Origin of the sequence: Streptomyces sp. NBC_00075 (assembly GCF_045041225.1) — a bacterium.
Taxonomy (GTDB): Bacteria; Actinomycetota; Actinomycetes; order Streptomycetales; family Streptomycetaceae; genus Streptomyces; species Streptomyces adonidis.
Genome location: NZ_CP108243.1, coordinates 4,874,284 through 4,897,320, shown reverse-complemented (window position 1 = coordinate 4,897,320; position 23,037 = coordinate 4,874,284). Strand labels below are relative to the sequence as shown.

Below are 23,037 nucleotides of genomic sequence, written 5' to 3'. Positions count from 1 at the left end.
CCATGTCTCTGCTGGAGATCACCGACGTACGGGCGGGCTATGACCGTACGACCGTCCTGCACGGCGTGACCGTGGCCGTGCCGAAGGACGGGGTGGCCGCCGTTCTCGGCCACAACGGCGCGGGCAAGAGCACGTTGCTGCGGGCGGCCATGGGCCTGCTGAAGCCGACGGCCGGAAAGGTCCTGCTGAACGGCGAGGACATCACCCGGCTCTCCCCGCACCAGCGGGTGGCGCGCGGAATGGCGTACGTACCGCAGGGACAGCAGTCGTTCCCGCATCTCACCACCGCCGAGAACCTCCAACTCGTCGCCGACGGACGGGCGGACGGGAAGGAGGCGGTCGCCGAGGCGCTGGACCTCTTCCCGGCCCTGCGCGAACTGTCGGGCCGCCGGGCGGGGTTGCTCTCGGGCGGCCAGCGCCAGCAACTCGCCCTGGCCCGGGCCCTGGTGACCCGCCCGAGCCTGCTCCTCCTCGACGAGCCGACGGAGGGCATCCAGCCGTCGGTGGTCGCCGAGATCGAGGAGACGATCCTGACCCTGGCGGCGAGGGGCGGCCTCTCGGTCCTCCTCGTCGAGCAGCACGTGGGCTTCGCGATGCGGGCCGCCCAGCACTACTACGTACTGGAGGCGGGCCGCGTGACCTCGTCCGGCGAGGGCGGAGCCGGGGCCGAGCAGACGGTGAGGGCGGCGCTGAGCGTCTGAACGGAAGCGAAGTGGAGGAGGGGCCCGGTCCGCACTGCGGACCGGGCCCCTCCTGCTCCGTCCGAACGGTTGATTCTCTGATAGTGAGAAGCTAATTTACGTTGACAGAGAAGGTCAGAATCACCGTCGAGGCACAGTCGAATCACTGCGGAGTAACTGCGGAGGAACGTCATGGAACGGGACGACCTGATCCTCATCAGCGTGGACGACCACATCATCGAGCCGCCGGACATCTTCGTGAACCACCTCCCGAAGCGGTATCTGGACGACGCGCCGAAGCTGATCCACCGCGAGGACGGCAGTGACGTGTGGCAGTTCCGCGACAACACGGTCGGCAACGCCGCGCTGAACGCGGTCGCCGGGCGGCCCAAGGAGGAGTACGGCCTCGACCCCCAGGGCATGGACGAGATCAGGCCGGGCTGTTACGACGTGCACGAGCGCATCAAGGACATGAACGCCGGTGGTGTGCTGGCCCAGATGAACTTCCCGTCCTTCCCCGGCTTCGCCGCGCGGATGTTCGCGACGGAGGACCAGGACTTCTCGTTGGCGCTGGTGCGGGCGTACAACGACTGGCACATCGACGAGTGGTGCGGGGCGTACCCGGGCCGCTTCATCCCCATGGCGCTGCCCGCGATCTGGTCGGCGGAGCTGTGCGCGGCGGAGGTCCGGCGGGTGGCCGAAAAGGGCTGCCACAGCCTGACCTTCCCGGAGAACCCGGCCGCCCTCGGCTACCCGAGCTTCCACGACGAGTACTGGAACCCGCTGTGGCAGGCGCTGTCCGACACGGACACGGTGATGTCGATCCACATCGGCTCGTCCGGGCGGCTGGCCATCCCGGCCGTCGACTCACCGCCGGACGTGATGATCACCCTCCAGCCGATCAACCTGGTGTCGGCGGCGGCCGACCTGCTCTGGTCCCGGGTCGTCAAGGAGTACCCGGACCTGAAGATCGCGCTGTCGGAGGGCGGCACGGGCTGGATCCCGTACTTCCTGGAGCGCGTCGACCGCACCTTCGAGATGCACGCGACCTGGACGCTCCAGGACTTCGGCGGCAAGCTGCCGTCCGAGGTGTTCCGCGACCACTTCCTGACCTGCTTCATCAGCGACGACCTGGGTGTGAAGCTGCGGCACGAGATCGGCATCGACAACATCTGCTGGGAGGGCGACTACCCGCACAGCGACTCCATGTGGCCGGACGCGCCGGAGCAGATCCACGGCGTCCTGGAGAAGCACTCCGTCCCGGACGAGGACATCGTCAAGATGACCCACGAGAACGCGATGCGCTGGTACTCCTTCGACCCCTTCTCCCACATCCCGAAGGGGCAGGCCACGGTCGGCGCCCTGCGCAAGACGTCCGAGGGCCACGATGTCAGCATCCGCTCCCGGAGCCGCCAACTGACGGAGCCGGTGGACAAGTTGGAGGCGTTCAGGTCGCGCGCACGGGCGGCGGTGGCGGCAGCGGCGGCGGGCAGGTAGCCAGGTAGGTAAGTAGCTGGAGCTAGCTGCCGTCCTGCCGGTTGTGCCGGGCGGACGGCAGCAGAAGATCCCGCTCGGGATGCTTCTCGCCCGTGACGCTGCCCTGGATCCCGAGGTCGACGCGGGCGGCCTCGTGAAAGGCGTTGATGCACCGGAAGGCGCCCCGGTGCCGCTCCCGCCACTCCTCCAGGGTTCCGCTGATCCGCCCGGTGGCCTGCCAGTCGATCTCGGAGAGCACGGTGTTGAGTTCGTGCCCGGCCTCGATGGCGTCGTCGCCCCCGAGCAGCATGACCCGCTCGAACGCCGACCCCCACCGCCGGCTCGCGTCCGACAGATCCTCCCGCAGCTCCGGCATGGGCCGGTGCTCGTCGCGCAGCCCTTCCCTGGCCTCGTAGACCCGGACGGCGTTCGCGATGCGCATCTTCGCCGCGTCGACGTACTCCGCGTACGTCTCGATCTTCCTGTCGTCCCAGCGGGTCAGCAGCTGGTAGCGGTTACGGCCGCGCTCCATCAGGTAGTTGGTCGCGTGCGTGGTGAGCGCGCCGAGCAACACGGCTCCTACGGTGATGAGTTGCTCACCGGTTCCCATCGTGTCCCCGTCCCCCGTGCCCGTATGTGAGTCTCCGTCGGATGATCTTAGGAGATGGGAGAGGTGCCCGGCAGAGGCCATGACAGGGACCGGAGTAGGTTGGTCCCGGATCGGTGGAGAGGCGGATCGCATGAGCGGTGTTCCCACGGCGGGGCTGTCGGAGATCCTGGTGACCCTTGGCCGCCAGTACGTACGGAAGGCCCCGGGCTCCGTCGGCAAGGCGCTGCTGGCGGCCCGCTTCCTCAACCCCCACCTGCGCGAGCACCCGCGCCGCCGGGTGGTCGAGACCCGCTCCGGCGCCCGCTTCGCGGTCGACACCCAGGACCTGATCCAGCGCTACGTCTACCTCTTCGGCGTCTGGGAACCCCATATGTCGGCCTGGCTCAGCCGCAGGCTGCGCCCCGGGGACACGTTCGTGGACGTCGGCGCGAATGTCGGGGTGTTCAGTGTGCTGGCCTCGCGCCTGGTGGGTGACAAGGGCCGGGTGGTATCGATCGAGGCGTCCCAGACCTTCCACGACATCCTCCTGCGCCAGAGCGCCCTGAACGACTGCCGCAACATCAGGTCACTGAACGCGGCGGTGTCGGACAGCCACCGCACCCTGACCTTCATCCTCTCCAGCTCGCAGAACATGGGCGCCAACAGCATCGTCCCGTGGGACGGCCCGACGGAGTCCACCTTCGACATCGAGGCCCGCCCGCTGCCCGAACTCCTCGAACCGGAGGAGATCGAGAACGCCCGCGTCATCAAGATCGACGTGGAGGGCGCGGAGGGGAGCGTCGTACGGGGCCTGGCGCCCATGCTGCCGAAACTCCGCCCCGACGCGGAGATCACGGTCGAGGTGACCCCCGACCGCATGGCCCAACTGGGCGACTCGGCAGAGGAGTTGCTGAAGACGATGCGAGAGGCGGGCTTCCACCTCTACCGCCTCCCGAACAGCTACGCCCCGGAGAGCTACGCGTACGCGCTGGCGGCGAACCCGGGCGAGATCGGCGTACCGGAGAGGTGGCGGGGCCCGGTGGTGGGGGAGAGCGACCTGATCTTCTCGCGGGTGGACGCGGAGAGGCTGCCCTGACACCGGGCCCGAACACCGGGCCTCGATACCTCGTCCACTCGTCTACTCGTCGACGACTGCGGCGCGACGGGCGCGGGCGATTCCCCATCCCACCAGCGCCGCCGCCAGGACAGTGAGGGCGAGGCCTGCCCAGGTGACCGCCTCGCGGAACTCGGCGGTCTGGTCGGCGCTCCAGTTCGACGTGGCGATGTCGCCGGTGAAGAGCGCCGCGAGGATGGTCCCGCTGACGGCGATGCCGATTCCGGTGGTGACTTCGCCCGCGGTGTCCACCAGCGCCGCTCCGACGGTGGTGCGGTCGGCCGGGAGGCCACGCATCACGTTGGTCCCGGCGACGACACCCACGACGCGCATACCGGCGGCGACGAGCACGAGTGCGAGGGCGATCCACACGTACCCGAAGCGGCCCAGCAGCCCGTAGACGGCGAGCCCGGACACGACAGCGCCCGCGCTGAGCCGGGCGGCCTTGTCGAGACCGACGCGTGCGACCAGCGGACCGATCAGAGCACCGCCCGCGATGAGCACGACGACCTGCGGCAACATCCCCAGAGCCGCCTGGGTGGGCGTCCAGCCCCGGTCGAGCTGGAGCTGGAGGGTCACGAGGTAGCCGAGGCCGGCGGTCGCGAGGGCTGCGGCGGCCTTGAACGCCAGACCGCTCGACACGAGCGGGCGGGCGACGAGTCCGAGGTCGAGCAGCGGATGGCGGGCGGAACGCTCCCGGAGGACGAACAGCACGGCCGTCACGGCCGCCGCCGCCGTGGTCAGCCACGGGAGCGGCGACGCGGTGCCCGCGTCGACGAACAGCGTCGGCGTGACCAGCGCGAGCACGATCGTGGCCGTGCCGAGGAGGGCACCCGCGCCGTCGATCGGGTCGCGGTGGAGCTCGTCCGCCCGGTCGGCGGGGATGCCGCGGCGGATGCCGAGGAACGCGAGTGCGGCGATCGGTACGTTGACCAGCAGCAGCACCTGCCAAGGAGCGAAGGCGAGTACGAGGCCGCCCGCCGTGGGCCCGATCGCGAGCCCGACCAGACCCACGGTCGAGATCAACGTGGTCGCACGGACGCGGAGCCCGTCCTCGTCGAACAGACGGAACGCCAGGGCGAGGGAGCCCGGCGTCGTCATCGCGGCGGCGACGCCCATCGCCGCCCGGATCGCGATGAGTTGCCCCGCCGTCGTGACGAACGCGGTCGCCAGACTCGCCGCACCCAGCAGCACCAGCCCGACCAGCATGACCTTGCGGCGGCCGACCCGGTCGGCCAGCGCGCCGAGGGCGAGCATCAGCCCGCCGAACACGACGGCGTACACGCCCGTGACCCACTGAAGCACGGTCGTCGACGCGGACAGCTCGCGGCCGATGGTGGGCAGTGCGACGTTGAGGACCGAGTTGTCGAGCATCTCGAACAGGAAGACCGCGGACAGCCCGGCGAGGGCGACCCAGGCTTCCCGGAGGGAGCGAGGCGGAAGAGAGGGATCAGCTCCAGAAAGATCGGGGAGATCAGGAAGATGGCGACGGACGTTCACTGCGCACTCCTTCGAGGTGAAGAAGTGGCGACCCGTCCGAGTCACGTATGCGCGCGTGTCCCTGCCCAGCAGTGAGCACGCGTTTCTACTTCCAGTGCTCCGAGAGTACACCTGGCCCGGAGACCAAGAAGAGGGGGCGGCGGCTCCTGACGGCCGACGTCCGCTGCGCCCCTACAGGCCCATGACGGAGCGAACGGCGCGCTCGATGCGTTCCATCGTCTCGGGTGTGACCGCGCCCAGTCGCTTGGCGTTCTCGAAGCGCCGGGCCGCGTACTGGGTGATGTTCACGGGCACCGCGACCGCGTGCACAGGATCGGTGATCGGTACGGAGACCAGGGTGTCCGGGTAGGCGCCCGCCGGATGCAGGAGCAGACACACGGCGGCCTGGAACTTCGCGTTCACTTCGTCGATGGAGAGCACGACGACCGTACGAGTGGCCTCGCCGACCGGAACTTCCCAGACCGAGCCCCGCTTCAACGGATGTCCTCCGCCGGATCGTCGTCGCCGGTGTCGACCAGCAGCACACCTTCACTGTCCACGGCGGCCAGCGCTTCCCGCAGTGTCTGCTCGCGCAGGGTGCGGACCATGTAGGCGTTCAACGAGAGCCCCGCCTCTGCTGCGGCCTTGCGCACCTCGGCGTCGAGATCATCTGGTATGCGGACCGTGAATACACTCATGCCACCAGAGTAGTCGTCGCGCCGTGCACCGTGAAGGCGCTTCCGGCGAGGTCGCCCCGGCAGCCGGGACAGCGCCCCTGCTCGGGCCCCCGGAATCCTCGGTCGCAACCCTGGCAGTTCTGGAGTGGGTGGCGGACCGGGACGGGCTCCGGCTGCTGCTGCGAGTACGGGTTTCCGAAGGCGGTCGGAGGTGGCAGCTGGGCCGTCAGGCGGTGGGCCAGGAAGGCGGCCGGGCGGCGCATTCCCTCCGGCGGGAGGTCGTTGAGCAGGGCGTGCCGTACGGAGGTGGGGCTGGCGCCGTTCTCCAGCCAGGCGGCGACTCCCGGGGCCAGGTGGGCCGTGTCGCAGGCCGAGAGAAGCAGGTCGGGGTCGTGGCGGCGGAGACCGGCGACGAGGTCGGTGGCCGCCTGGAGGAGCCCCGGTCCCTTGTACGAGGGCTGCGGTACGGCGGGGAGGGGCTTGCGCGGGCCGCGCTTCTTCGGCGGAGCAGCTGGGGCAGGGCGGCTGGACCTCGCCTCGGTGTCCGCCGTGGGCTCGGTGTGGTGGCCGGGGCGGTTGCAGGAGACCGTGCGGGTGATGATGCGGCCGGTGGAGGTGCGTTCGCGGGAACGGCTCAGGTAGCCGTGGGTCTCCAGTTCGCGCAGGGCGGCGGCGATACGGGCCGCCCCTTCCGGAAAGCGGGCGGTGAGCGTCTTGATGTCGACGCGGGCACCGGTCGGCAGCGACTGGATGTGGACGGCGAGCCCGATGGCGAGCAGCGACAGCTCGCGGTGCTGGGCGAGGTGGTTGCCGATCACCGTGAAGCGGGTGGTGTGCCGGGCGTTGTCGTGGACGATGCCGGAAACGCCGGAATTGGGGCGCCGGTGGGGGTGATTTTTGCCCGCGGGACGGGCTTCGGCGCACGGGGGCGCGCTAGGGTTTTGCGTGTCCATTCGGGAAGGTGATGTCTTCCTAGGTGGTCAGGCCCTCGCATTGGGATGCCAGTCCCGGCGAGGGCCGTCGTCTGTCTGGGGGTGTCTGTGGTCGTGCTGCTGCGCTGAGCGTAAGGCAGGCAACCGGGCACAAATCCAGCTGAGTTGGTGATGTTCACTCGGGGGAGTGACGGGCCTCGGCGGCGGGCGGGAGGGGTGGGGTTTGGTGGGGTTCTTTCTCTCTACGGTTCTTTGGGGGGAGCGCTGGTCCCGCCGGAACACGGGGAATCGGGTTCCGGTGACACGCCGAACGCTGAGGTACCGAACGCTGATGTCAGGAAGACCCCGCCCTCGTCTCCAGCATGGTCCTCGACTCCTCGATGACCGGCCTCCACTCCCGCGTCGGCATTTCCAGCAGGTGCTGGGAGAGCTGCTGGAAGCGGGCGGCGAGCTGCGGCTCGTCCAGCGCCGCCGCCCAAACCCCTTGCCGTTCGAGGGTGTTCAGCAATGCCACCCCGTGGGTGCGGAAACGGGGTTCCGCGAACGGCGTCAGGCTCCACGGGATCACCAGGATCAGTTGCTCCACGATGTCCTGGAGCATCAGCAGGACCTCCATGGCGTCGCGAGGGTCGGGCGGCTCCAGCTCCAGCGACAGCTGGTAGACGATCCGCGCGAATGTGATACGGCTGTCGCGCCTGAACACCGAGCCCAGATCGCTCCGGTACGCGGCGATGGACTCGCGGGCGGCGGCCGTCCCGAGGTCACGCTCGCCGATGTGCCACATCGCGGTCGCGTACTCGGCGAGTGCCTTGGCCGCCAGCAGTGCCCCCTGGCCGCCGGAGACGAGGCTCTCCCGGAACGGCTCGATCGACTCGCCGTGCCGCCGCGACTCCGCCGCGTCGCCCAACACGGCGTACAGGAGGCTCAGTTGGACGTGCACCATGGGTATCAGCAGCGGGTACCGGCTGCTGCCCTCCGCCTCGAACAGGGCCAGCGCCCTCGTCGCGTCCCGCAGCGCCGACCCGGGGTCCCCCAGCGCCTGGTGGGTCTCGGCGCGCCAGCGTAAGCGGTCACCCAGGGCGTACTGGTCGGAGCCGAAGCGCGGCTGGTCGCCGTGGGCCTTGGTCGTCAGCTGCACCGCGCGGTCGATCAGCGGCAGAACGGCTTCGTAGTCGGCGTCGTAGAAGAGGAGCATCGCCTGCTCGGTCAGTCGCGCGGCCTCGGAGTCGAGCATCCCCTCGCGCTGCCGCCGCTTCGCTTCACGTCGTTTCCACATCACCCCATCTCACACCAACTAGGCGCGTACGACGAGGAGTTGACGCCCACCAACGTGTCCACCAAACGCGACTGCCGTCACCCCTGCCCCGGACCCGGGCCCGAATACCCCCACCCCAGCTCCGCCAACGCCCGAGCCCGCGCCTCCACGACCCCCATCCGGGCCTCCCGCTCACCCGAGTCCACATGCGCCGCCTGGCCCGTCGCCTGCCCCTCCCACTTCCGGTAGAGCAGCCCCACCTCCGGCGAGAACCACCCCCGGCTCACCGCGTTCAGCGCCAGCAGCAGCCCCGTGTCCTCGGAGGCGGGCAGGGCCATCCACCCGCCCAGGGCCAGCAGCAGGTCCCGGCGTACGCACAGCGTCGCCGGATGGACCTGCGCGCGGAAACCGTTGGCCTTCCAGAAGTCGAGCACCGCACCCCGCTCGATCACGCCGGCCTCCGGATCACCCGGGAACCCGGCCGTGGAGCCGTCGGGCAGCAGGTCCAGAACACGCGACGTCGCCCATCCGAGCGAGGCGTCCGCCTCCAGCGCGGCCAGGTCCCGCGCCAGCGCGCCCGGCGCCAACTGGTCGTCCGCGTCAAGGATCTTGACGTACGGGCCGTCCGCCGCCGCCAGCGCGATCGTGCGGGCGACACCCGGCCCGCCCGCGCGGCCCTGCCGGAAGGTGACGCGCTCGTCGTCGGGGACGTACGGGCGTACCTCGTCCGTCCTCCCGTCCTCCTGGATCAGCCAGTGCCAGCTCCAGCCGGGCGGCAACTCCTGTTCGCACAGGGACTTGTAGGCCTCCGGGAGGAAGCGGGCCGACGGGGCGTGGACAGCGGTGACGATGATGATGCGCCGGGGCACGGCAGCACTCACCACCTTTCCAGGGGAGTGGTGAAGAGCAGTTCCGTGCGGTCGCCGGGGAGCGTCACATGCGAGACGTCCACCACGCGGTCATGGATGTCGTACGACTTCTTGCGCAGGAGGATCACCGAGGTTCCTGGCGGGAGTTCCAGCTCGGCCGCCTCCTCCGGGGTCGGCGGCCGGGCCGTGAAGCGTTCCTCGACCCGGTCCAACTCGATTCCCACCGTGTGGAGTTGGGCCGGGGTGCCGCCGGGCCACGGTTCGTTGGTGTCGTCGAGGAGGGCCGGGTTGGCGGCGATCATGTCGCGGAGGAGGTAGGACGTGACCAGGTTGAACGGGGCCGTCTCCGCCTCGTACCGAGTTCGGTACGTGCGCTCCACCAGCACCGTGCCCTGCGGGACACCGAACTCGGCTGCCAGCTCCTCCGGCGCCGCGATCTCGCGGTACCTGGCGTAGAAGACGAGGTCCCGGAGTTCCAGGCCGGTGTCGTGCTCCGTGGCGCCCGTCACCGCCCGCTCGGACTTCGGCCGGCGCGCCCGGTTCTTCTCCCACTGGTGCCGCCCGTTGTCCCGGACGGCCAGGGTGCGGGCGCGGCGGACGAAGTTGCCACGGCCGTGCTGCTTGTCCAGCAGCCCTTCCTCGGTCAGCAGCCGCAGCGCGTTCTGCACGGTCGGGACACTGCGCCGGTACGTCCTCGCCAGCTCCGTCTCCGCCGGGAGCCGGTCGCCCGGCTTCCGTTCGCCCTCGCGGATCGAACGGCGGAGATCGTCGGCGATCACTTCGTACGCCTTGGGCATGATCTCAGCGTACGACTCCTCAAGAGGTCTTGACGAGTGGAGGAGATGACCTCTTGGAGACATAAAAGAACCCGACCGCTGGCGACGGGGGATGCACCAGCGATCGGGCTCTGGCCAAGGGTAACAAGGCTGACTGCTCAGTGGGAGCCGACTGCTCTGGTACAACGACCAGTTGTGATCGGGATCACTCTCTTTGGCCCCTCCAGCACTACAACCATCCTCCGGTCACACCTCACGCGTCACACGGCGGCTCGTACGACAAACGGGGCAGATACTCGTGCCACCTCTCGGCGGTCAGTACGCCCCGCGTGGTCGCGCAGATGTGGTCGACGGCCTTGTCGATGTCGAGATTCCACAGCCGGACCGTGTCCGCGCCGCTCGACACCCCGACGATGCCGCCGCGCGGGCTGAACGCCAGGAAGTTGCCCGTCTTGGCGTTGGGGCTCATCGACTGCCCGATGGCCTTGGCGTCGGCGGGGTCGGAGACGTCCCAGAGCCGGACAGCGTTGTCGTTGCCGCCGCTGGCCAGGGCATGTCCGTCCGGGCTGAACGACAGCGAGTCGACCGCCTCGGTGTGCCCGGCGAGCGGAGAGCCCAGGCTGTGCGCCTTCGCCGGGTCGGTGACGTCCCAGAGCCGGACCGTGCCGTCGTCGCTCGCGCTGGCCAGCGTACGGCCGTCCGGACTGTAGGCCAGCTCGTTGACGGGACCGAGGTGGCCCTTGAGCGCTTTGCCGAGCAGGGTCGCCTTCGCCGGGGCGGTGACGTTCCACAGGCGGATCGTGCCGTCCGCGCCGGCGCTGGCCAGCGTACGGCCGTCCTTGCTGAAGGCGAGGCCGTTGATGTAGCCCGTGTGGCCGGTGAGCTGCTTGCCGAGCGGGCGCAGATGGGCCGGGTCGCTCAGGTCCCACAGCTGGACGGTGAAGTCCTCGTACGCCGTGGCGAGCGTGCGTCCGTCCGGGCTGAACGCCACCGCCGCCGCGAACCGGGTCTTCAGCTGGACGGGCGGCGCCCAGGCGACGGGATGCTTCGGATCGCTGACGTTCCACAGCTGGACCGTGCTGTCCCCGCTCGCCATCCCGAGCGTCCGGCCGTCGGCCGAGAACGCCGGCGTCCGTACCTCGCCGCCCCCGGGTGTGAACGGTGCGCTCAGCGCCACCGGGTGGTCGGGCCGCTCCACGTTCCACAGCCGCACCCGTCCGTCGCGCGAGCCCGTGGCGAGCACCTTGCCGTCCGGACGGAACACACCGAGCCGGCCGATCATGTCCGACGTCGGCAGCGACCAGAGCCGCACCCTGCTGTCGCCGCTGCCGGTGGCGAGCGTACGGCCGTCCGGGCTGAAGCCCAGCGCGTACATCTCGCCGCTGCTGCCCGCGAGGGGCTCGCCGACCTGCGAGGGGTACTCCGGGTCGCTGACGTTCCACAGGGTCGCCGTGCTGTCCGCGCTCGCGGCGGCCAGCGTCGTCCCGTCCGGGCTGAACGCCACCGACCAGATCGCGTCGGTGTGCCCGGTCAGCGGCGGGCCGAGCTGGGCGGCGTGCGCGGGGTCGGACACGTCCCACAGGCGGATCGTGTCGTCGGCGGCGCCGCTGGCGAGGGTGCGGCCGTCGGGGCTGAAGGCCACCGAGTGCACCAGGTCCGTGTGCCCGGTCAGCTTCGTGCCGTACGCCTTCGGATCGCGCGGATTCGACACGTCGTACAGCCGGATCGTGTTGTCGTCGCCGCCCGCCGCGAGCACGCGGCCGTCGGGGCTGTACGCGATCGCGCGCACGGCGGCGCCCGCCCCGGTGAGGGTGCCGATCCGCTTGGGGGCGGCCGGGTCGGTCATGTTCCACAGGCCGACCGTGCGGTCCTCGCTGGCCGAGGCGAGCGTACGGCCGTCCGGGCTGAAGGCGATCAGATAGATCGTGCCGTCATGCCCGTTCAGCGGCGTGCCGAGCGCCTCGGGGTGCGCCGGGTCGGACACGTCCCAGCGGCGGATCGTGCCGTCGTCGCCCGCGCTGACGAGGGTCTTCCCGTCGGGGCTGAAGACCGCGCTGCTCACCCAGCTCGCGTTCGCCTCAATGGGTTTGCCGAGAGCCTTGGGCCGCGCCCGGTTCGCCACGTCCCACAGGCGCACGGTCCCGTCGTAGCTGGCGGTGGCGAGCAGCTTGCCGTCCGGGCTGAACGTCGTGAGGTAGACGGCGCCGGTGTGGCCGATCAGCGAGGTGGCCAGCGGGGTGTTCACGATCGACACCAGTCGGCTGCGGGTGTCCGCGTTGTCCGGGCGGAGCGCGTGGGCGACCAGGCTCAGCTGCGCCGACAGCGACGGGTCCGAGGACTGCACGCGGTCCGCCTCGGCGAGCACCTGCTCGAACACGGCGTCGTCCCGCTGCTGCCGGGCGATCAGCGCCGCACCGCCCGCCAGCACGGCCAGCGCGACCAGCGCGGCGACGGCGGCCCGGCTGATCAGGACGGTACGCCGGCGCAGCCGGGCCGACGCGGCCAGGAACTCCTTCGCGCCACGGGTCAGATAGGTGTCACCGGCGGCCTTCGCCCAGGTGTGCGCCTGTTCGAGCCGGGAGCCCCGGTAGAGGAGCGCGGAGTCGCGCTTCGACTGCTCCCAGGATCTGCTGTCCTCCTCCACGCGCTGGCGCAGCAGATTGCCGCCCCGGTCCTCGTCGATCCAGTCGCGCAGCCGTGGCCAGGCGTGCAGCAGCGCCTCGTGGGTGATCTCCACGCTCTCCGCGTCGAGCGTCACCAGCCGGGCGCGTACGAGCGCTTCGAGGGACTCCTCCGTCTTGCCCGGGTCGGTCGACTCGGCGGCCAACTGCCGTCGCGTACCCCGCCGTCGGGTGGCCTGCGTGTCCTCGCCCAACCGCACCAGCCGGAGCAGCAGCAGCCGGGCGGCGGTACGGGCCGCCGGGTCGAGCCCGGTCCAGGCGTGCTCGGCGGTCGCGGCGACCGCGCCCTGGATCCCGCCGGCCGCGCGATAGCCGGAGAGCGTCAGCCGCCCCGACTTGCGGCGCTGCCAGGTGGCGAGCAGGGCGTGCGAGAGCATCGGCAGGACGCCCGCGTCGTGCGCCCCGCGCGGCCCGTCGGCGCTCACCTCCCGCACGATCAGCTCGGCGAGCCCCGGCTCCAGCTCCAGGCCGACGGCCTTCGCGGGGCCGATCACGGCCTCCCGCAACTCGGCGGTGGTCAGTGGTCCGAGGACCATGTGCCGGTGCTGGAGCGCGTCGGCGAGTTCGGGATGGCGCAGGCACTGGTCGTAGAAGTCGGCACGGATACCGAGGACGACGAGCACGGGCGCCCACCCGTCGGCCCCGGCCCGCTCACCGGGCCCGGGGGGCGAGGCGGCGGCGTGCAGCAACTGGATGAAGGTGTTGCGGACCGTCTCGTCCGGGCAGAGGGTGAAGGCTTCCTCGAACTGGTCGACGATGACGACGGGCCGGGTGGCAGCGCTCCCACCGTCACGGCGTGCCCAGGCGCCGACGGTCTCCCGTACGGCATGGGCGAATTCGGGAGTACCGGGCTCGGCGGCAGAGGTCAGGACTTCGGAGAGCCCGGGTATACGAAGGATCAGCTCGGCGAGCGGATCGGCACCCGGAACGAGCTGGACGACCTCGCGTGCCTGCTGCCCCGCCCCGCCCAGCGCGCCTTCCTGCAAGGCGGGCACGAGCCCGGCGCTGAGCAACGAGGACTTGCCCGCCCCAGAAGCCCCCACGAGCATGACCAGCCCACCGCTACCCGTGTCCGCGGTCTCGGCGGCACGAAGCTGGGCAACAAGCGCATCGGTGCTGCGCTCACGCCCGAAGAACCAGCGGGTGTCCTCCAGCCGGTACGAGGCGAGGCCACGGTAGGGGCACACCGCGCCCGGCACGGGCGTGATCTCGCCGGCGGGCGGTTCCTCCTCGTCCAGGGAGCCCGGGGCCCGGTCACCGACGGGGTCGGCGACGGCCCGCTCCCACAGCCGCTGCCACTGGACCATGTCGTACAGTCCGGGAGAGACCGGGACGGGCCGGGCACGGCGGGCCTGCGGGACGAGGACGCTCAGTACGGCGGCCAGGGCGGCGAACTGGGCGGGTACGTTCCTGGCCCGCCGCCAGTCGCTGATCCGCTGCACGGACACCCGCACGGGCCGCCCGCGCTCGTCGACCCGCTGCATTTGGACGACGGCTTCGGCCACACGCTTGAGGGGAGGATTGCCGGCCTCCTTGTACAACAGCGCGAGTCGCTCCGCGAAGGCCGTGCGTGCCCCTGAGTCGGAACTCAAGGTCTCCACCCCTAACTTCCCCCGCGTCGGTCATCCGGCGTCGTCCGGTCTCATCCGGACCGGAAAACCCACTCTATACGGCTGACCTGCGGTTAAGCGTTCGGGCCCACACCGGAACCTCCTCTCCTCGGGCCCTGAATGGCAGGATCATGACGCAACGAAGAACCACCCGCGTGGCGTCCACCCGGACCACCAGCGCAGCGATCCCAGGGGCAGCTCGAAGGCCGAACGTTCTCGGCCAGCTTTGCCGGATTCGCCAGCGGGGAGAGTCGGCCGCACCACGCGAACCCGAGACCTACGGAACCGGCACAGACCGGACACCCCCGGGTCCTCGTCCATCGTTCGGCACCGGTCCCCACGTGGGGAGGGACCGGTGCCGAATGGCGTTGTGGGCGCAGTACGGTGTGGAGATGCTGGGGGAGAACCGTTGAGCGCGCGGATTCTGGTCGCCGAAGACGACGAGATGCAGTCCCGCCTGATCCGGATCTATCTGGAGCGGGAGGGAAACGCGGTCCAGGTGGTGGCGGACGGCCGGGCGGCCCTGGACAAGGCCCGCTCGACGAGTCCGGACCTGATCGTCCTGGATGTGATGCTGCCGCTGGTGGACGGCCTGGACGTGTGCAGAATCCTCCGCACGGAGTCATCAGATGTCCCGATCCTCCTCCTGACGGCCCGCACGACGGAGGAGGACATGCTCCTGGGCCTCGACCTGGGCGCGGACGACTACCTCACCAAGCCGTACAGCCCCCGGGAACTGACCGCGCGGGTACGGGCGTTGCTGCGGCGCTCCCGCAAGACGGGCGCGGCGGCCCAGCCCTCGACCCTCCGGGTCGGCGAGATGGAACTGGACACGGCCCGCTTCGAGGTCCGGATGTCCGGCCGCCCGGTCGCCCTGACCTCCAAGGAGTTCAACATCCTGGAGACCCTGGCCCGCGAGCCGGGCCGGGTCTTCACCCGAGCCCAAATAATAGAACGAGTATTCGGCTACGACCGAGACGTCTTGGAACGCACGGTGGACGCCCACGTAATGAACTTACGCAGAAAACTGGAGGCGGGCTCGGAGACAACCCCCCGCCTCCTGGAAACGGTATACGGCCGCGGCTACCGCCTGACAGCCCCTTGATTCCCTTCGCATCCCTGGGGGCTGCGCCCCCAGACCCCCCTTTGTCCTCAAACGCCGGACGGGCTGACCAACTCAGCCCGTCCGGCGTTTGAGGACAAGGCCCCTTCAGGGCCGTAGCGGGGGTTCGGGGGCGGCAGCCCCCGAGGATGGGACGGGTAGGGGCGGCGGGGGCGAGATCAAAGGGTTCGCGGCAGCACGATCGTGAACGTCGTCCCCGTGCCGACCTCGCTGCGTGCCTCGATCGTCCCCCGATGGTCCGTCACTATCTGACGGGCGATCGACAGGCCGAGGCCACTGCCTCCCGTCGCCCGCCCCCGCGCCGCATCCGCCCGCCAGAACCGGTCGAACAGGTGCGGCAGATCCTCAACCGCAATCCCCACCCCGGTGTCCCGCACCTCCACCACCGCCAACTCCCCCCGCCCCACCACAGCCAACGTCACAGAACCCCCCGACGGAGTCGCCCGCAGAGCGTTCCCGACCAGGTTCCCCACCACCTGCCGCAACCGGTCCGCGTCCGCCGTGACATGGACGGCGGACGTCGGCGCCTCCACCCGCAGCGTCACGCCCCCCGTCTCCGCCGCAGCATGATGCGCCCGCCGCCCCGCCTCCAGCAGCTCCCGCAGATCGACCTCGGTGGGGTGATAGGTCAGCGCCCCGGCCTCCGCGAGAGCCAGATCCTGGAGGTCGTCCACGATCCGCTGCTGGAGCAGGGCCTCCCGGTGGAGGGATTCGAGGAGTTCGGGCGTCGGCTCGACGACCCCGTCCCGCAGCGCCTCCAGATACCCGCGCAGATTGGCCAGCGGCGTACGCAGCTCATGCGCGATGTCCCCGGTCAGCCGCCGCTGCCGCTCCTCCCCGGCCTGGATGGAGTCCGCCATCCGATTGAACGCACCCCCGAGCTGGGCGATCTCGTCCCGCCCGGACACCGGCACCCGCCGCCCGAGATCCCCCTCCCCGAGCCCCTTCGCGGCAACCGTCATGGCCCGTACGGGACGCAGCACGGCCCGGCTCAGCAGCAGCGCGCCCGCGATCACCGCGAGGGCGACGCCCGCCGCGACGGCCACGCTGGGCGCGGCGGCCAGCGTGGGCGGCGACTCGTTCCGTACGCCGAGCCGGACCTCCAGGCGCGGCGGGGCGACGGAGGCGACCCGCGCGTTGAACACCCGTCGCAGACAGGCGGCGAAGCGCTGTTCGGCCTCGCAGGGCCCGAGGGCGGTCAGGTCGGCCGGGGTCAGCGGATCGGCGGCGCCGCTCGGCGCCGGGCAGCGCGCGGGCCGCCGGTCGGTGCCGGCCCGGGGGATGCCCAGGGCGTCGGCGCGGACGGTCATCTCGGCGCCGGCCTCGGTCAGACAGGCCGCGTAGGCCACCTCGGCGCGGTAGTCGGCGATCGCCGTGGCGACCCGCTTCATCGAAGCCCGGCGCACCTGGCCCGCCGGAACCTTCAGCACGGGCCGCGGATCCACCAGCACCGCGGGCTGGCCGCTGGGTTCGCGGGGCGTACGTCCCGCGAGGGCGTCGGAGTCGGTGAGCAGGACGTCGGACTCCGTGGCGACGCGGATGCGCTGGCCGGTGTCCCGGGCGAGGGCGGCCACCGTGGGGGACAGGCCGTCCCAGGTGCCGTGGGTGAATCCGTACGTCCGGAGTTCGCCGGTGATCCGGGAGACCTCCTGCCGGCCGGCCGTGACGGTCTCCTGGACCTGGCGGTTCGCCTGCCGCAGGGTCAGCCAGCCGGTGGCGGCGGTGGCGGCCATGGCGACCAGCGTCAGCAGGCCGAGAACCCGGAGCCGGAAACTCATCGGCGGGACCCTTTCGGTGTGGATCACGAGAGACGCAAGAGTGCGGTGTCGGCCAGGAGTTATCAGAAGTGGCGCGTTTTCACTCTGATCACTTTCAGCCTCATGGGTATCAAAAATGGACATCGGTAGGCGGAATTATTTCTTCAGTGTGAACGCCAGGTGATCGTACTTAAGCCGCTGACGCCCCAGCTGATGCAGGGGGAATCAGGGGTCGCTGCTTTCGCATTTCGCAGCGCCGACGAATCACATACAGGGGGTATGAAATGAAACGTCGACTCGCGGCTGTCGTTCCCGCACTCGCGGCCGTAGCCATCGCCGTTCCGCTGTCCATCGCCACGCCGGCCGCCGCACACGCCTCGTGCGGCACCACGGTCTCGGACAAGGACAGCAGTTCCTGGGGCAAGACGGCCGACGGCGCCAACGAGCGCAGTGGCTCCAGCACCAGCTGCACCATCAAGGGCGTCGCCTACAGCACCCAGACGCTCGACTACCACTGCTACACCTCGGGCAACGACGGCTACACCTGGACGTACCTCAGAAACGACTCGACGGGCATCACCGGCTGGGTCCGGGACGACCTGCTGAGCGACGGCGGCAGCTACGTCAGCTGCGGCATCTAGCCTGTCGAGCGAATCCGGAGGTAGCGAATCCGGTGGTAAAGCCCGCACAGTGAAATAGCGCGACAGCGGGGGCGGTCCCGAATTCGGGAACCGCCCCCGCTCCGTACCACCGGAGCGTCGGCCAGAACGCCCGGTGGTGGTCATGTGCCGGCCAGTGCCTCCGTAGGAGCCAGCCGGCTCGCCCGGACCGCCGGATACAGCCCGGCGATCATGCCGATGAGCAGGGTCGCGCCGATGCCCGCCACGCTGGCCCACGCCGGGACGACCGTCGGCCAGTCACGGCTGACGGCATAGCCCGCCGTGATGCCCGTACCGAGCACCGTCCCACCCAGTCCGCCGATGAGCGAGAGCAGCAGCGACTCGGTCACGAACTGGGTCCGGATCTGCCCCCGGGTCGCCCCGAGAGCGCGCCGCAGCCCGATCTCAGGGCGTCGCTCCAGCACCGAGATGACCATGGTGTTGCCCACGCCCACACCCCCGACGAGCAGCGCGACCCCGCCGAGCCCCAGCAGCAGCCCGGTCAGCGCCGACTCGGTGGCCTCCTTGGCCGCGAGCGCGTCGGAGGGCCGCGAGATCCGTACCTCGCCCGGCTTCTCGGGGTAGGCGGTGGCCGGCAGCACCGACCGTACGGCGGTCACCTGGCTGTCCTCGGCACGGACGTACACCGTCGACGGATGACCGTCGAAACGCAGATACGTCCGGGCCGCCTGCCAGCCGACCAGCGCGGCGCTGTCCAGCTCGGGCGCCAGCGGTACCGGATCGAGGACGCCGATCAGCGAGAACCAGCGACCGCCGATCCACAGCCGGGTCCCCGGGGTGTACACGTCCAGCCGCTGCGCGGCCGTGGCACCGAGCACGACCGCCGGGTACTCGGCGGTCGCCGAGTCCAGCCAGCGGCCCCGGCCGACCTCCCCGCCGACGGCGGGCAGCAGACCGGTGTCCGACGCGAGCACGGTCAGCGAGTTGGTCCGCCCGATGGCGATCCGCTCGTTGCGGTAGACGCTCGCGTCGACCGCGCCGGTGGCGGTCACCTTCTCCACGGGCGGGATACGGCGGACCATCGCGACAGCCTCGTACGGCAGCTTGGCCTGCTCGCCGGTGAGGGACTCGCCGGGCGCGACCCGCAACAGGTTCGTCCCGAGCGCGTCGAGCCGCCGGTCCACCTCCGCCTGCCCGGACCCGGAGATACCGACCACCGCGACCATGGCGGCGACGCCGATCGCGATCCCGAGAGCGGACAGGAACACCCGCAACGGCCGGGTCCGCAGTCCGGTCCCGCCGAGCCGTACGACATCGGCGGGCCGCAGCCGGGCGGCCCGGAGCGGACGGGGTTGTCCCATGCGGTCGGTCATCGACGCACCCCGATCGTCGTACTCGTCTCCTGGGTGGTGTCGTTCACGACGCGACCGTCGCGCATCTCGATCCGGCGGGGCAACTGCGCGGCGATCTCCAGGTCATGGGTGATGACCACGACCGTCGTACCGGCCGCGTGCAGTTCGCGCAGCAGTTCCAGTACGGCGGCCCCCGACACGGAGTCGAGGTTGCCGGTCGGCTCGTCCGCCAGCAGGACCGACGGCTCGCCGACCACCGCGCGGGCGACCGCGACCCGCTGCCGCTCGCCCCCGGAGAGCTGGTGCGGCAGATGCCGGACGCGATGGCTGAGCCCGACCCGGGCCAGCGCGGCGGCGGCCCTGGCCCGACGGCGGCGCATCGGCACGCCCGCGTAGAGCAGACCGTCCGCCACCGAGTCCAGCACCGGGACCCCGACGGCCAGATGGAACTGCTGGAAGACGAAGCCGATCCGGGTGGCCCGCAGCGCGGAGACCTCACGGTCGGACAGCTTCGCCACGTCGTACCCGTCGACCAGCACCCGCCCCGCCGAGGGCCGGTCCAGGCTCCCCATCAGATGCAGCATGCTCGACTTGCCCGACCCCGACGGCCCGACCACCCCCACGAGTTCACCGCGCCCGATCCGCAGACTCACGTCACGGACGGCGGCGACCCCGCCGGGATAGGTCTTGGAGACGGAGTCGAACTCCACGACCGAAGGTGTTGGGTCGCTCACTCGGGAATCCTCACCTTCATGCCCTCGGTGACCCCGGTACCACTGACCTCCACGTCGCCGTCGGCGAAGAGCCCGGTCTTCACCGCGACGAACCGGCCGTCCTCGGTCTCCAGCCCGTGTCCGCCCTCGGCCAGGGCGACCAGCGCGGCGACCGGCACACTCAGCACGTCCTTGACCTCACGGCCCACGTACTCGACCGTGACGGGTCCGCTCTCCAGCCGCCCCAGGGCCCCCTGGTCCGCGATGGTGATCGTCACCGGCACCGTGGCGGCGCCCGCTCCCGACTCCCCGTCGGTACTGCCCCCTTCGGGCGCGCTCGCCTGCCGCCCCACCGAGGCCACCTCGCCCCGTACGGACTTCCCGTCGGGCAGCGTGATCCCGACGACCGTGCCGCGTACGGCCCAGGCGGCGTCCGAGGCCGAGGCGTTGACGACGACCTTGCGTGCCGTACCGGTGTACGTCAGCGTGTTCTCGCCGACGGCGGCGCCGAGCCGGGCACCCGGCTGGCCGATCCGTACCTTCCCGGCGGAGTAGATGACGTCCCCGACCCCGACTGTCCCGGTCTCGGCCAGCCCGAGCGACTTCTGCCAGCGCTTGACGGCCTGCACGGTCTTGTCGGTGAACTTCTCGTCCACGGTGAAGCCGGTGTAGCCGAGCGCGGCGAGGTTGGTCTCGAACTGTAGGACGTCCATACCGGTGAGGGGCGCGGGCGCGCTGCTTCCGGTACTGGTTCCGGTACTGGGTTCGGTGGTGGCCGAGGGGGAGGGGGCGGCGTCGGTCCCGGTGTCCGAGGACGCGGCGCCGGACTCCGACTCGGTCGCCGGGGTGGCGGCGACGAGCCCGAGATCCCGGTACATGGGCATCGACCCGTACAGCAGGACGACGGGACGGTCGTCGACCCGCAGCAGCGTGTCGCCGCGCTCCTCCGTCGCGCCCTGCTGGGGCAGCCAGGTCACGGTGCCCGTCGCCTTCACCGGCAGCGGTATCTCCGTACCGAACCCCAACTGCCCGTCCACGTCGGTGCGTTCGGTGAGCGTGGCTCGGGTGACCGGAACGACGGAACCGGCCCGCGGCGGTGCGCTCACGTTCTCGTCCGTACCGCCGCCGAGCCCGAGGGCCCCGACCACGGCGACGGCCGCCACGACGGCCACGGCACAGGCGATGAGCGCGGTACGCCGTCCACGTGCCCCGCGGGGCGGCTCGATGCCCTCGTCCTCAGGGCCGGTGTCGTCGACGTGTGTCACGGTGTCCGTCTCCGCCACGGTCAGCCCTTGCCGGGAGCGGCGGTCGCCGGTACGCCGACGATCGGACCGCAGATCCGGGTGGCCCGCTTGGCCCCGGCCGAGGTCTGGTCCCACTCGCCCTGGCCGAGCCCGTCGGGACCGGGGTCGGGGAAGTCGGCGGCGCCGTTCTTCTGCATACAGGTGGCGTACTCCTGCTTGACCTTGATCTGCGCGGCGGTGAGCGCCGGCTGGTTGCCCTTCTCGACGCTCTCGGGAACGGCCGTCACGAACTCCGCGCACGCCTCGGAGGCGGCCTGGAACTTCGGGTCCTTCTTCAGGGCGCGCACGTTGTCGCCGCCGCCGAAGTCGATGTTCCCCTGCGCGTCCGGGTCCGGCGCGTCGATCCCGTTGTCCCGCAGACACTTCACGTACTTGCCCTGGGCCGCCACATAGGCGGCGACATCATCTCCGGCGCCGTCCCCGGCCGCCGCCCCACCGGACGCCGTGGTCGCGCCGCCGCTCGCCGCCGTGGGGACCTTCGAGCCACCGTCGTCGCCCCCGCAGCCGGTCAGCGCGAAGGCCATGACCGAGGCCGCCACGGCCAGCAGTACCCGATTCGTCCTCATCGGTTCTCCCCGTCCTCCCGTCGTGCCCGACCACGAACGCGGCGGGCACCCCGACGGTAGAACGCACATGATGAAGAACTTTTGAAGAACCTGTCATCTGATCATGCGACCGGAGATAGAGGTAGAGAGACGGAGGGGGCGGGGACATGAGGCCGGTCGTCGTGGGGGCCGGCATCGGCGGGCCGGCCGCGACACCAACCGCCCTGCGTGCGGAGGGCCACGAGGTCGCTGTCGTCATGAGGGCGCGTCGTTTCGCCGGGCCGGGTCGCTGAGGGGAGTGGGTGTGCGGGCGATCGTCGTGGGTGCCGGCATCGGCGGGCTGGCCGCCACCCTGAGTCTGCGCGCGGCCGGGCACGACGTCACCCTCGTCGAGCGGACGCGCCGCTTCACCGAGATCGGCGCCGGGATTCAGCTCGCGCCCAACGCCACCCGCGTACTGCGCCGCCTGGGCCTCCTCGACACGGTCGCCGCCCGCGCAGCCCACCCCACCCGGCTGACCTTCCACACCTGGTTCGACGGCACGGAGATCTGCCGGTACGTCATCGGGCCCGAGGCGGAGGCCGAGTTCGGGGCGCCCTACTTACAGGTCCACCGGGCCGACCTGCACCAGGCACTGGCGGACCGGGTCCCGCCCGGGTCGGTCCGCCTGGACACGGAGGCCGTGGGCATCGACCAGGACGACAGACAGGCGTACGTCACTACAGCGGGCGGTGAGCGCCTGGGCGCCGACCTGGTCGTCGCCGCCGACGGGGTGCGTTCCTCGGCCCGCCAGTGGCTCTTCGGCGCCGACGAGGCCGTCTTCTCCGGCACCGCCGCCTACCGGGCACTGCTTCCGGCCGCCGAGGTGGCCGACCTGGACCTGCCGGAGTACGCGGGCTGGCTCGGCCCGGGCCGGCACGTCGTCCACTACTGGGTGCGCGGCGGCGAACTCCTCAACCTGGTCGCCGTGTTCACGGCGAAGACGGCACCCGAGTCATGGGCGGAGTGGACGGAGTCGTGGACGGCCAAGGCCGAACCGGGGGAGCAGCTCCGCGAGTTCACCGGCTGGGACCCCCGGATCCGCACGGTCCTGGAACGCGCCGGCCAGGTGTTCCGCTACGCCATCCACACCCGCACCCCGCTCACCCGCTGGCACCTCGGCCGGGTGACCCTCCTCGGCGACAGCGCCCACGCGATGGTCCCGTTCCAGGCCCAGGGCGCGGCTCAGGCGATCATGGACGCGGCGGTACTGGGCGACTGCCTGGCGGGTGTGACGCCGGACGGCATCCCGGACGCGCTGACCCGGTACGTACACCGACGGCTGACCACCGCCACCAGGGTGCAGGCAGGTTCGGCGAGTGCGGGCGAGGTCTACCACCTGCCGGACGGGCCGGAGGCCGACGCACGGAACGCCCGGATGGCGGCGTACGAGAAGGAGAACAGGTTCGGCCCGCACGCCGGGGCGTGGGGAGAGGAACCGTGAGC

General features: G+C 71.0%; 20 protein-coding genes. 6 read left to right on the top strand and 14 right to left on the bottom strand.

What is annotated here, in order from left to right:
• The first annotated feature begins 2 nt into the window (after positions 1–2).
• Both urtE and OG787_RS21200 read left to right on the top strand, forming a co-directional pair.
• Positions 3–701, top strand: coding sequence for an urea ABC transporter ATP-binding subunit UrtE (urtE, locus tag OG787_RS21205; protein ID WP_405540540.1), 699 nt, complete (start codon positions 3–5; stop codon positions 699–701).
• A 171-nt stretch (positions 702–872) separates the two neighbouring features.
• Positions 873–2,177, top strand: a complete 1,305-nt coding sequence (locus OG787_RS21200) for an amidohydrolase family protein (RefSeq protein ID WP_405536043.1) — start codon at positions 873–875, stop codon at positions 2,175–2,177.
• Between the two features lie 22 nt (positions 2,178–2,199).
• Here the strand turns inward: OG787_RS21200 and OG787_RS21195 are convergent, their stop codons facing one another.
• Positions 2,200–2,766 carry a hypothetical protein gene (locus tag OG787_RS21195; RefSeq protein WP_405536042.1) on the bottom strand — a complete coding sequence of 189 codons (567 nt, stop codon included), beginning with the start codon at positions 2,764–2,766 and terminating at the stop codon, positions 2,200–2,202.
• A gap of 130 nt (positions 2,767–2,896) precedes the next feature.
• On the opposite strand from OG787_RS21195, the gene OG787_RS21190 reads away from it, so the two are divergent.
• Complete coding sequence (locus tag OG787_RS21190; RefSeq protein ID WP_405536041.1) at positions 2,897–3,841, top strand: FkbM family methyltransferase; 945 nt, start codon at positions 2,897–2,899, stop codon at positions 3,839–3,841.
• Between the two features lie 42 nt (positions 3,842–3,883).
• Here OG787_RS21190 and OG787_RS21185 read toward each other — a convergent pair whose 3' ends face one another.
• The 8 genes from OG787_RS21185 to OG787_RS21150 form a co-directional block, all read right to left on the bottom strand.
• On the bottom strand, positions 3,884–5,359 hold the full coding sequence (locus OG787_RS21185; RefSeq protein WP_405536040.1) for an MFS transporter: 1,476 nt from the start codon (positions 5,357–5,359) through the stop codon (positions 3,884–3,886).
• A gap of 171 nt (positions 5,360–5,530) precedes the next feature.
• The gene (locus tag OG787_RS21180; protein WP_405536039.1) at positions 5,531–5,836 is read right to left on the bottom strand and encodes a type II toxin-antitoxin system PemK/MazF family toxin; all 306 of its coding nucleotides are present in this window, start codon (positions 5,834–5,836) and stop codon (positions 5,531–5,533) included.
• On the bottom strand, positions 5,833–6,036 hold the full coding sequence (locus OG787_RS21175; RefSeq protein ID WP_405536038.1) for a toxin-antitoxin system HicB family antitoxin: 204 nt from the start codon (positions 6,034–6,036) through the stop codon (positions 5,833–5,835). The genes OG787_RS21180 and OG787_RS21175 overlap by 4 nt, the downstream gene beginning before the upstream one ends.
• A complete protein-coding gene (locus tag OG787_RS21170; RefSeq protein ID WP_405536037.1) occupies positions 6,033–6,968 on the bottom strand; it encodes a helix-turn-helix domain-containing protein in 936 nt (311 codons plus the stop codon). The genes OG787_RS21175 and OG787_RS21170 overlap by 4 nt, the downstream gene beginning before the upstream one ends.
• Before the next feature lie 313 nt (positions 6,969–7,281).
• A complete protein-coding gene (locus OG787_RS21165) occupies positions 7,282–8,223 on the bottom strand; it encodes a hypothetical protein (RefSeq protein WP_405536036.1) in 942 nt (313 codons plus the stop codon).
• Between the two features lie 77 nt (positions 8,224–8,300).
• The gene (locus OG787_RS21160; protein WP_405536035.1) at positions 8,301–9,071 is read right to left on the bottom strand and encodes a glycosyltransferase family 2 protein; all 771 of its coding nucleotides are present in this window, start codon (positions 9,069–9,071) and stop codon (positions 8,301–8,303) included.
• Between the two features lie 8 nt (positions 9,072–9,079).
• Positions 9,080–9,868: a GntR family transcriptional regulator gene (locus OG787_RS21155; RefSeq protein WP_405536034.1), complete on the bottom strand. Its 789-nt coding sequence runs from the start codon at positions 9,866–9,868 to the stop codon at positions 9,080–9,082.
• A gap of 232 nt (positions 9,869–10,100) precedes the next feature.
• The gene (locus OG787_RS21150; RefSeq protein ID WP_405536033.1) at positions 10,101–14,129 is read right to left on the bottom strand and encodes a hypothetical protein; all 4,029 of its coding nucleotides are present in this window, start codon (positions 14,127–14,129) and stop codon (positions 10,101–10,103) included.
• Positions 14,130–14,547: 418 nt separating this feature from the next.
• Here OG787_RS21150 and OG787_RS21145 point away from each other — a divergent pair, with 418 nt between their 5' ends.
• Positions 14,548–15,243, top strand: coding sequence for a response regulator transcription factor (locus OG787_RS21145; RefSeq protein WP_369036813.1), 696 nt, complete (start codon positions 14,548–14,550; stop codon positions 15,241–15,243).
• Between the two features lie 176 nt (positions 15,244–15,419).
• Here the strand turns inward: OG787_RS21145 and OG787_RS21140 are convergent, their stop codons facing one another.
• Positions 15,420–17,039, bottom strand: a complete 1,620-nt coding sequence (locus OG787_RS21140; protein WP_405536032.1) for a sensor histidine kinase — start codon at positions 17,037–17,039, stop codon at positions 15,420–15,422.
• 263 nt (positions 17,040–17,302) lie between these two features.
• On the opposite strand from OG787_RS21140, the gene OG787_RS21135 reads away from it, so the two are divergent.
• Positions 17,303–17,659, top strand: coding sequence for an SH3 domain-containing protein (locus OG787_RS21135; RefSeq protein WP_369036815.1), 357 nt, complete (start codon positions 17,303–17,305; stop codon positions 17,657–17,659).
• Between the two features lie 140 nt (positions 17,660–17,799).
• Here OG787_RS21135 and OG787_RS21130 read toward each other — a convergent pair whose 3' ends face one another.
• Genes OG787_RS21130 through OG787_RS21115 form a run of 4 tightly spaced genes read right to left on the bottom strand, consistent with a single transcriptional unit; the run spans position 17,800 to position 21,573 of the window.
• Positions 17,800–19,011, bottom strand: coding sequence for an ABC transporter permease (locus OG787_RS21130; protein WP_369036816.1), 1,212 nt, complete (start codon positions 19,009–19,011; stop codon positions 17,800–17,802).
• Entirely contained in the window at positions 19,008–19,724 is a 717-nt protein-coding gene (locus OG787_RS21125) for an ABC transporter ATP-binding protein (RefSeq protein WP_369036817.1), read from the bottom strand. The genes OG787_RS21130 and OG787_RS21125 overlap by 4 nt, the downstream gene beginning before the upstream one ends.
• Entirely contained in the window at positions 19,721–20,986 is a 1,266-nt protein-coding gene (locus OG787_RS21120; RefSeq protein WP_405536031.1) for a peptidoglycan-binding protein, read from the bottom strand. Before OG787_RS21120 ends, OG787_RS21125 begins: the two co-directional genes overlap by 4 nt.
• A gap of 2 nt (positions 20,987–20,988) precedes the next feature.
• Positions 20,989–21,573, bottom strand: coding sequence for a hypothetical protein (locus tag OG787_RS21115; protein ID WP_405536030.1), 585 nt, complete (start codon positions 21,571–21,573; stop codon positions 20,989–20,991).
• A gap of 283 nt (positions 21,574–21,856) precedes the next feature.
• Here OG787_RS21115 and OG787_RS21110 point away from each other — a divergent pair, with 283 nt between their 5' ends.
• The gene (locus OG787_RS21110) at positions 21,857–23,035 is read left to right on the top strand and encodes an FAD-dependent monooxygenase (protein WP_405536029.1); all 1,179 of its coding nucleotides are present in this window, start codon (positions 21,857–21,859) and stop codon (positions 23,033–23,035) included.
• Positions 23,036–23,037 lie beyond the last annotated feature (2 nt).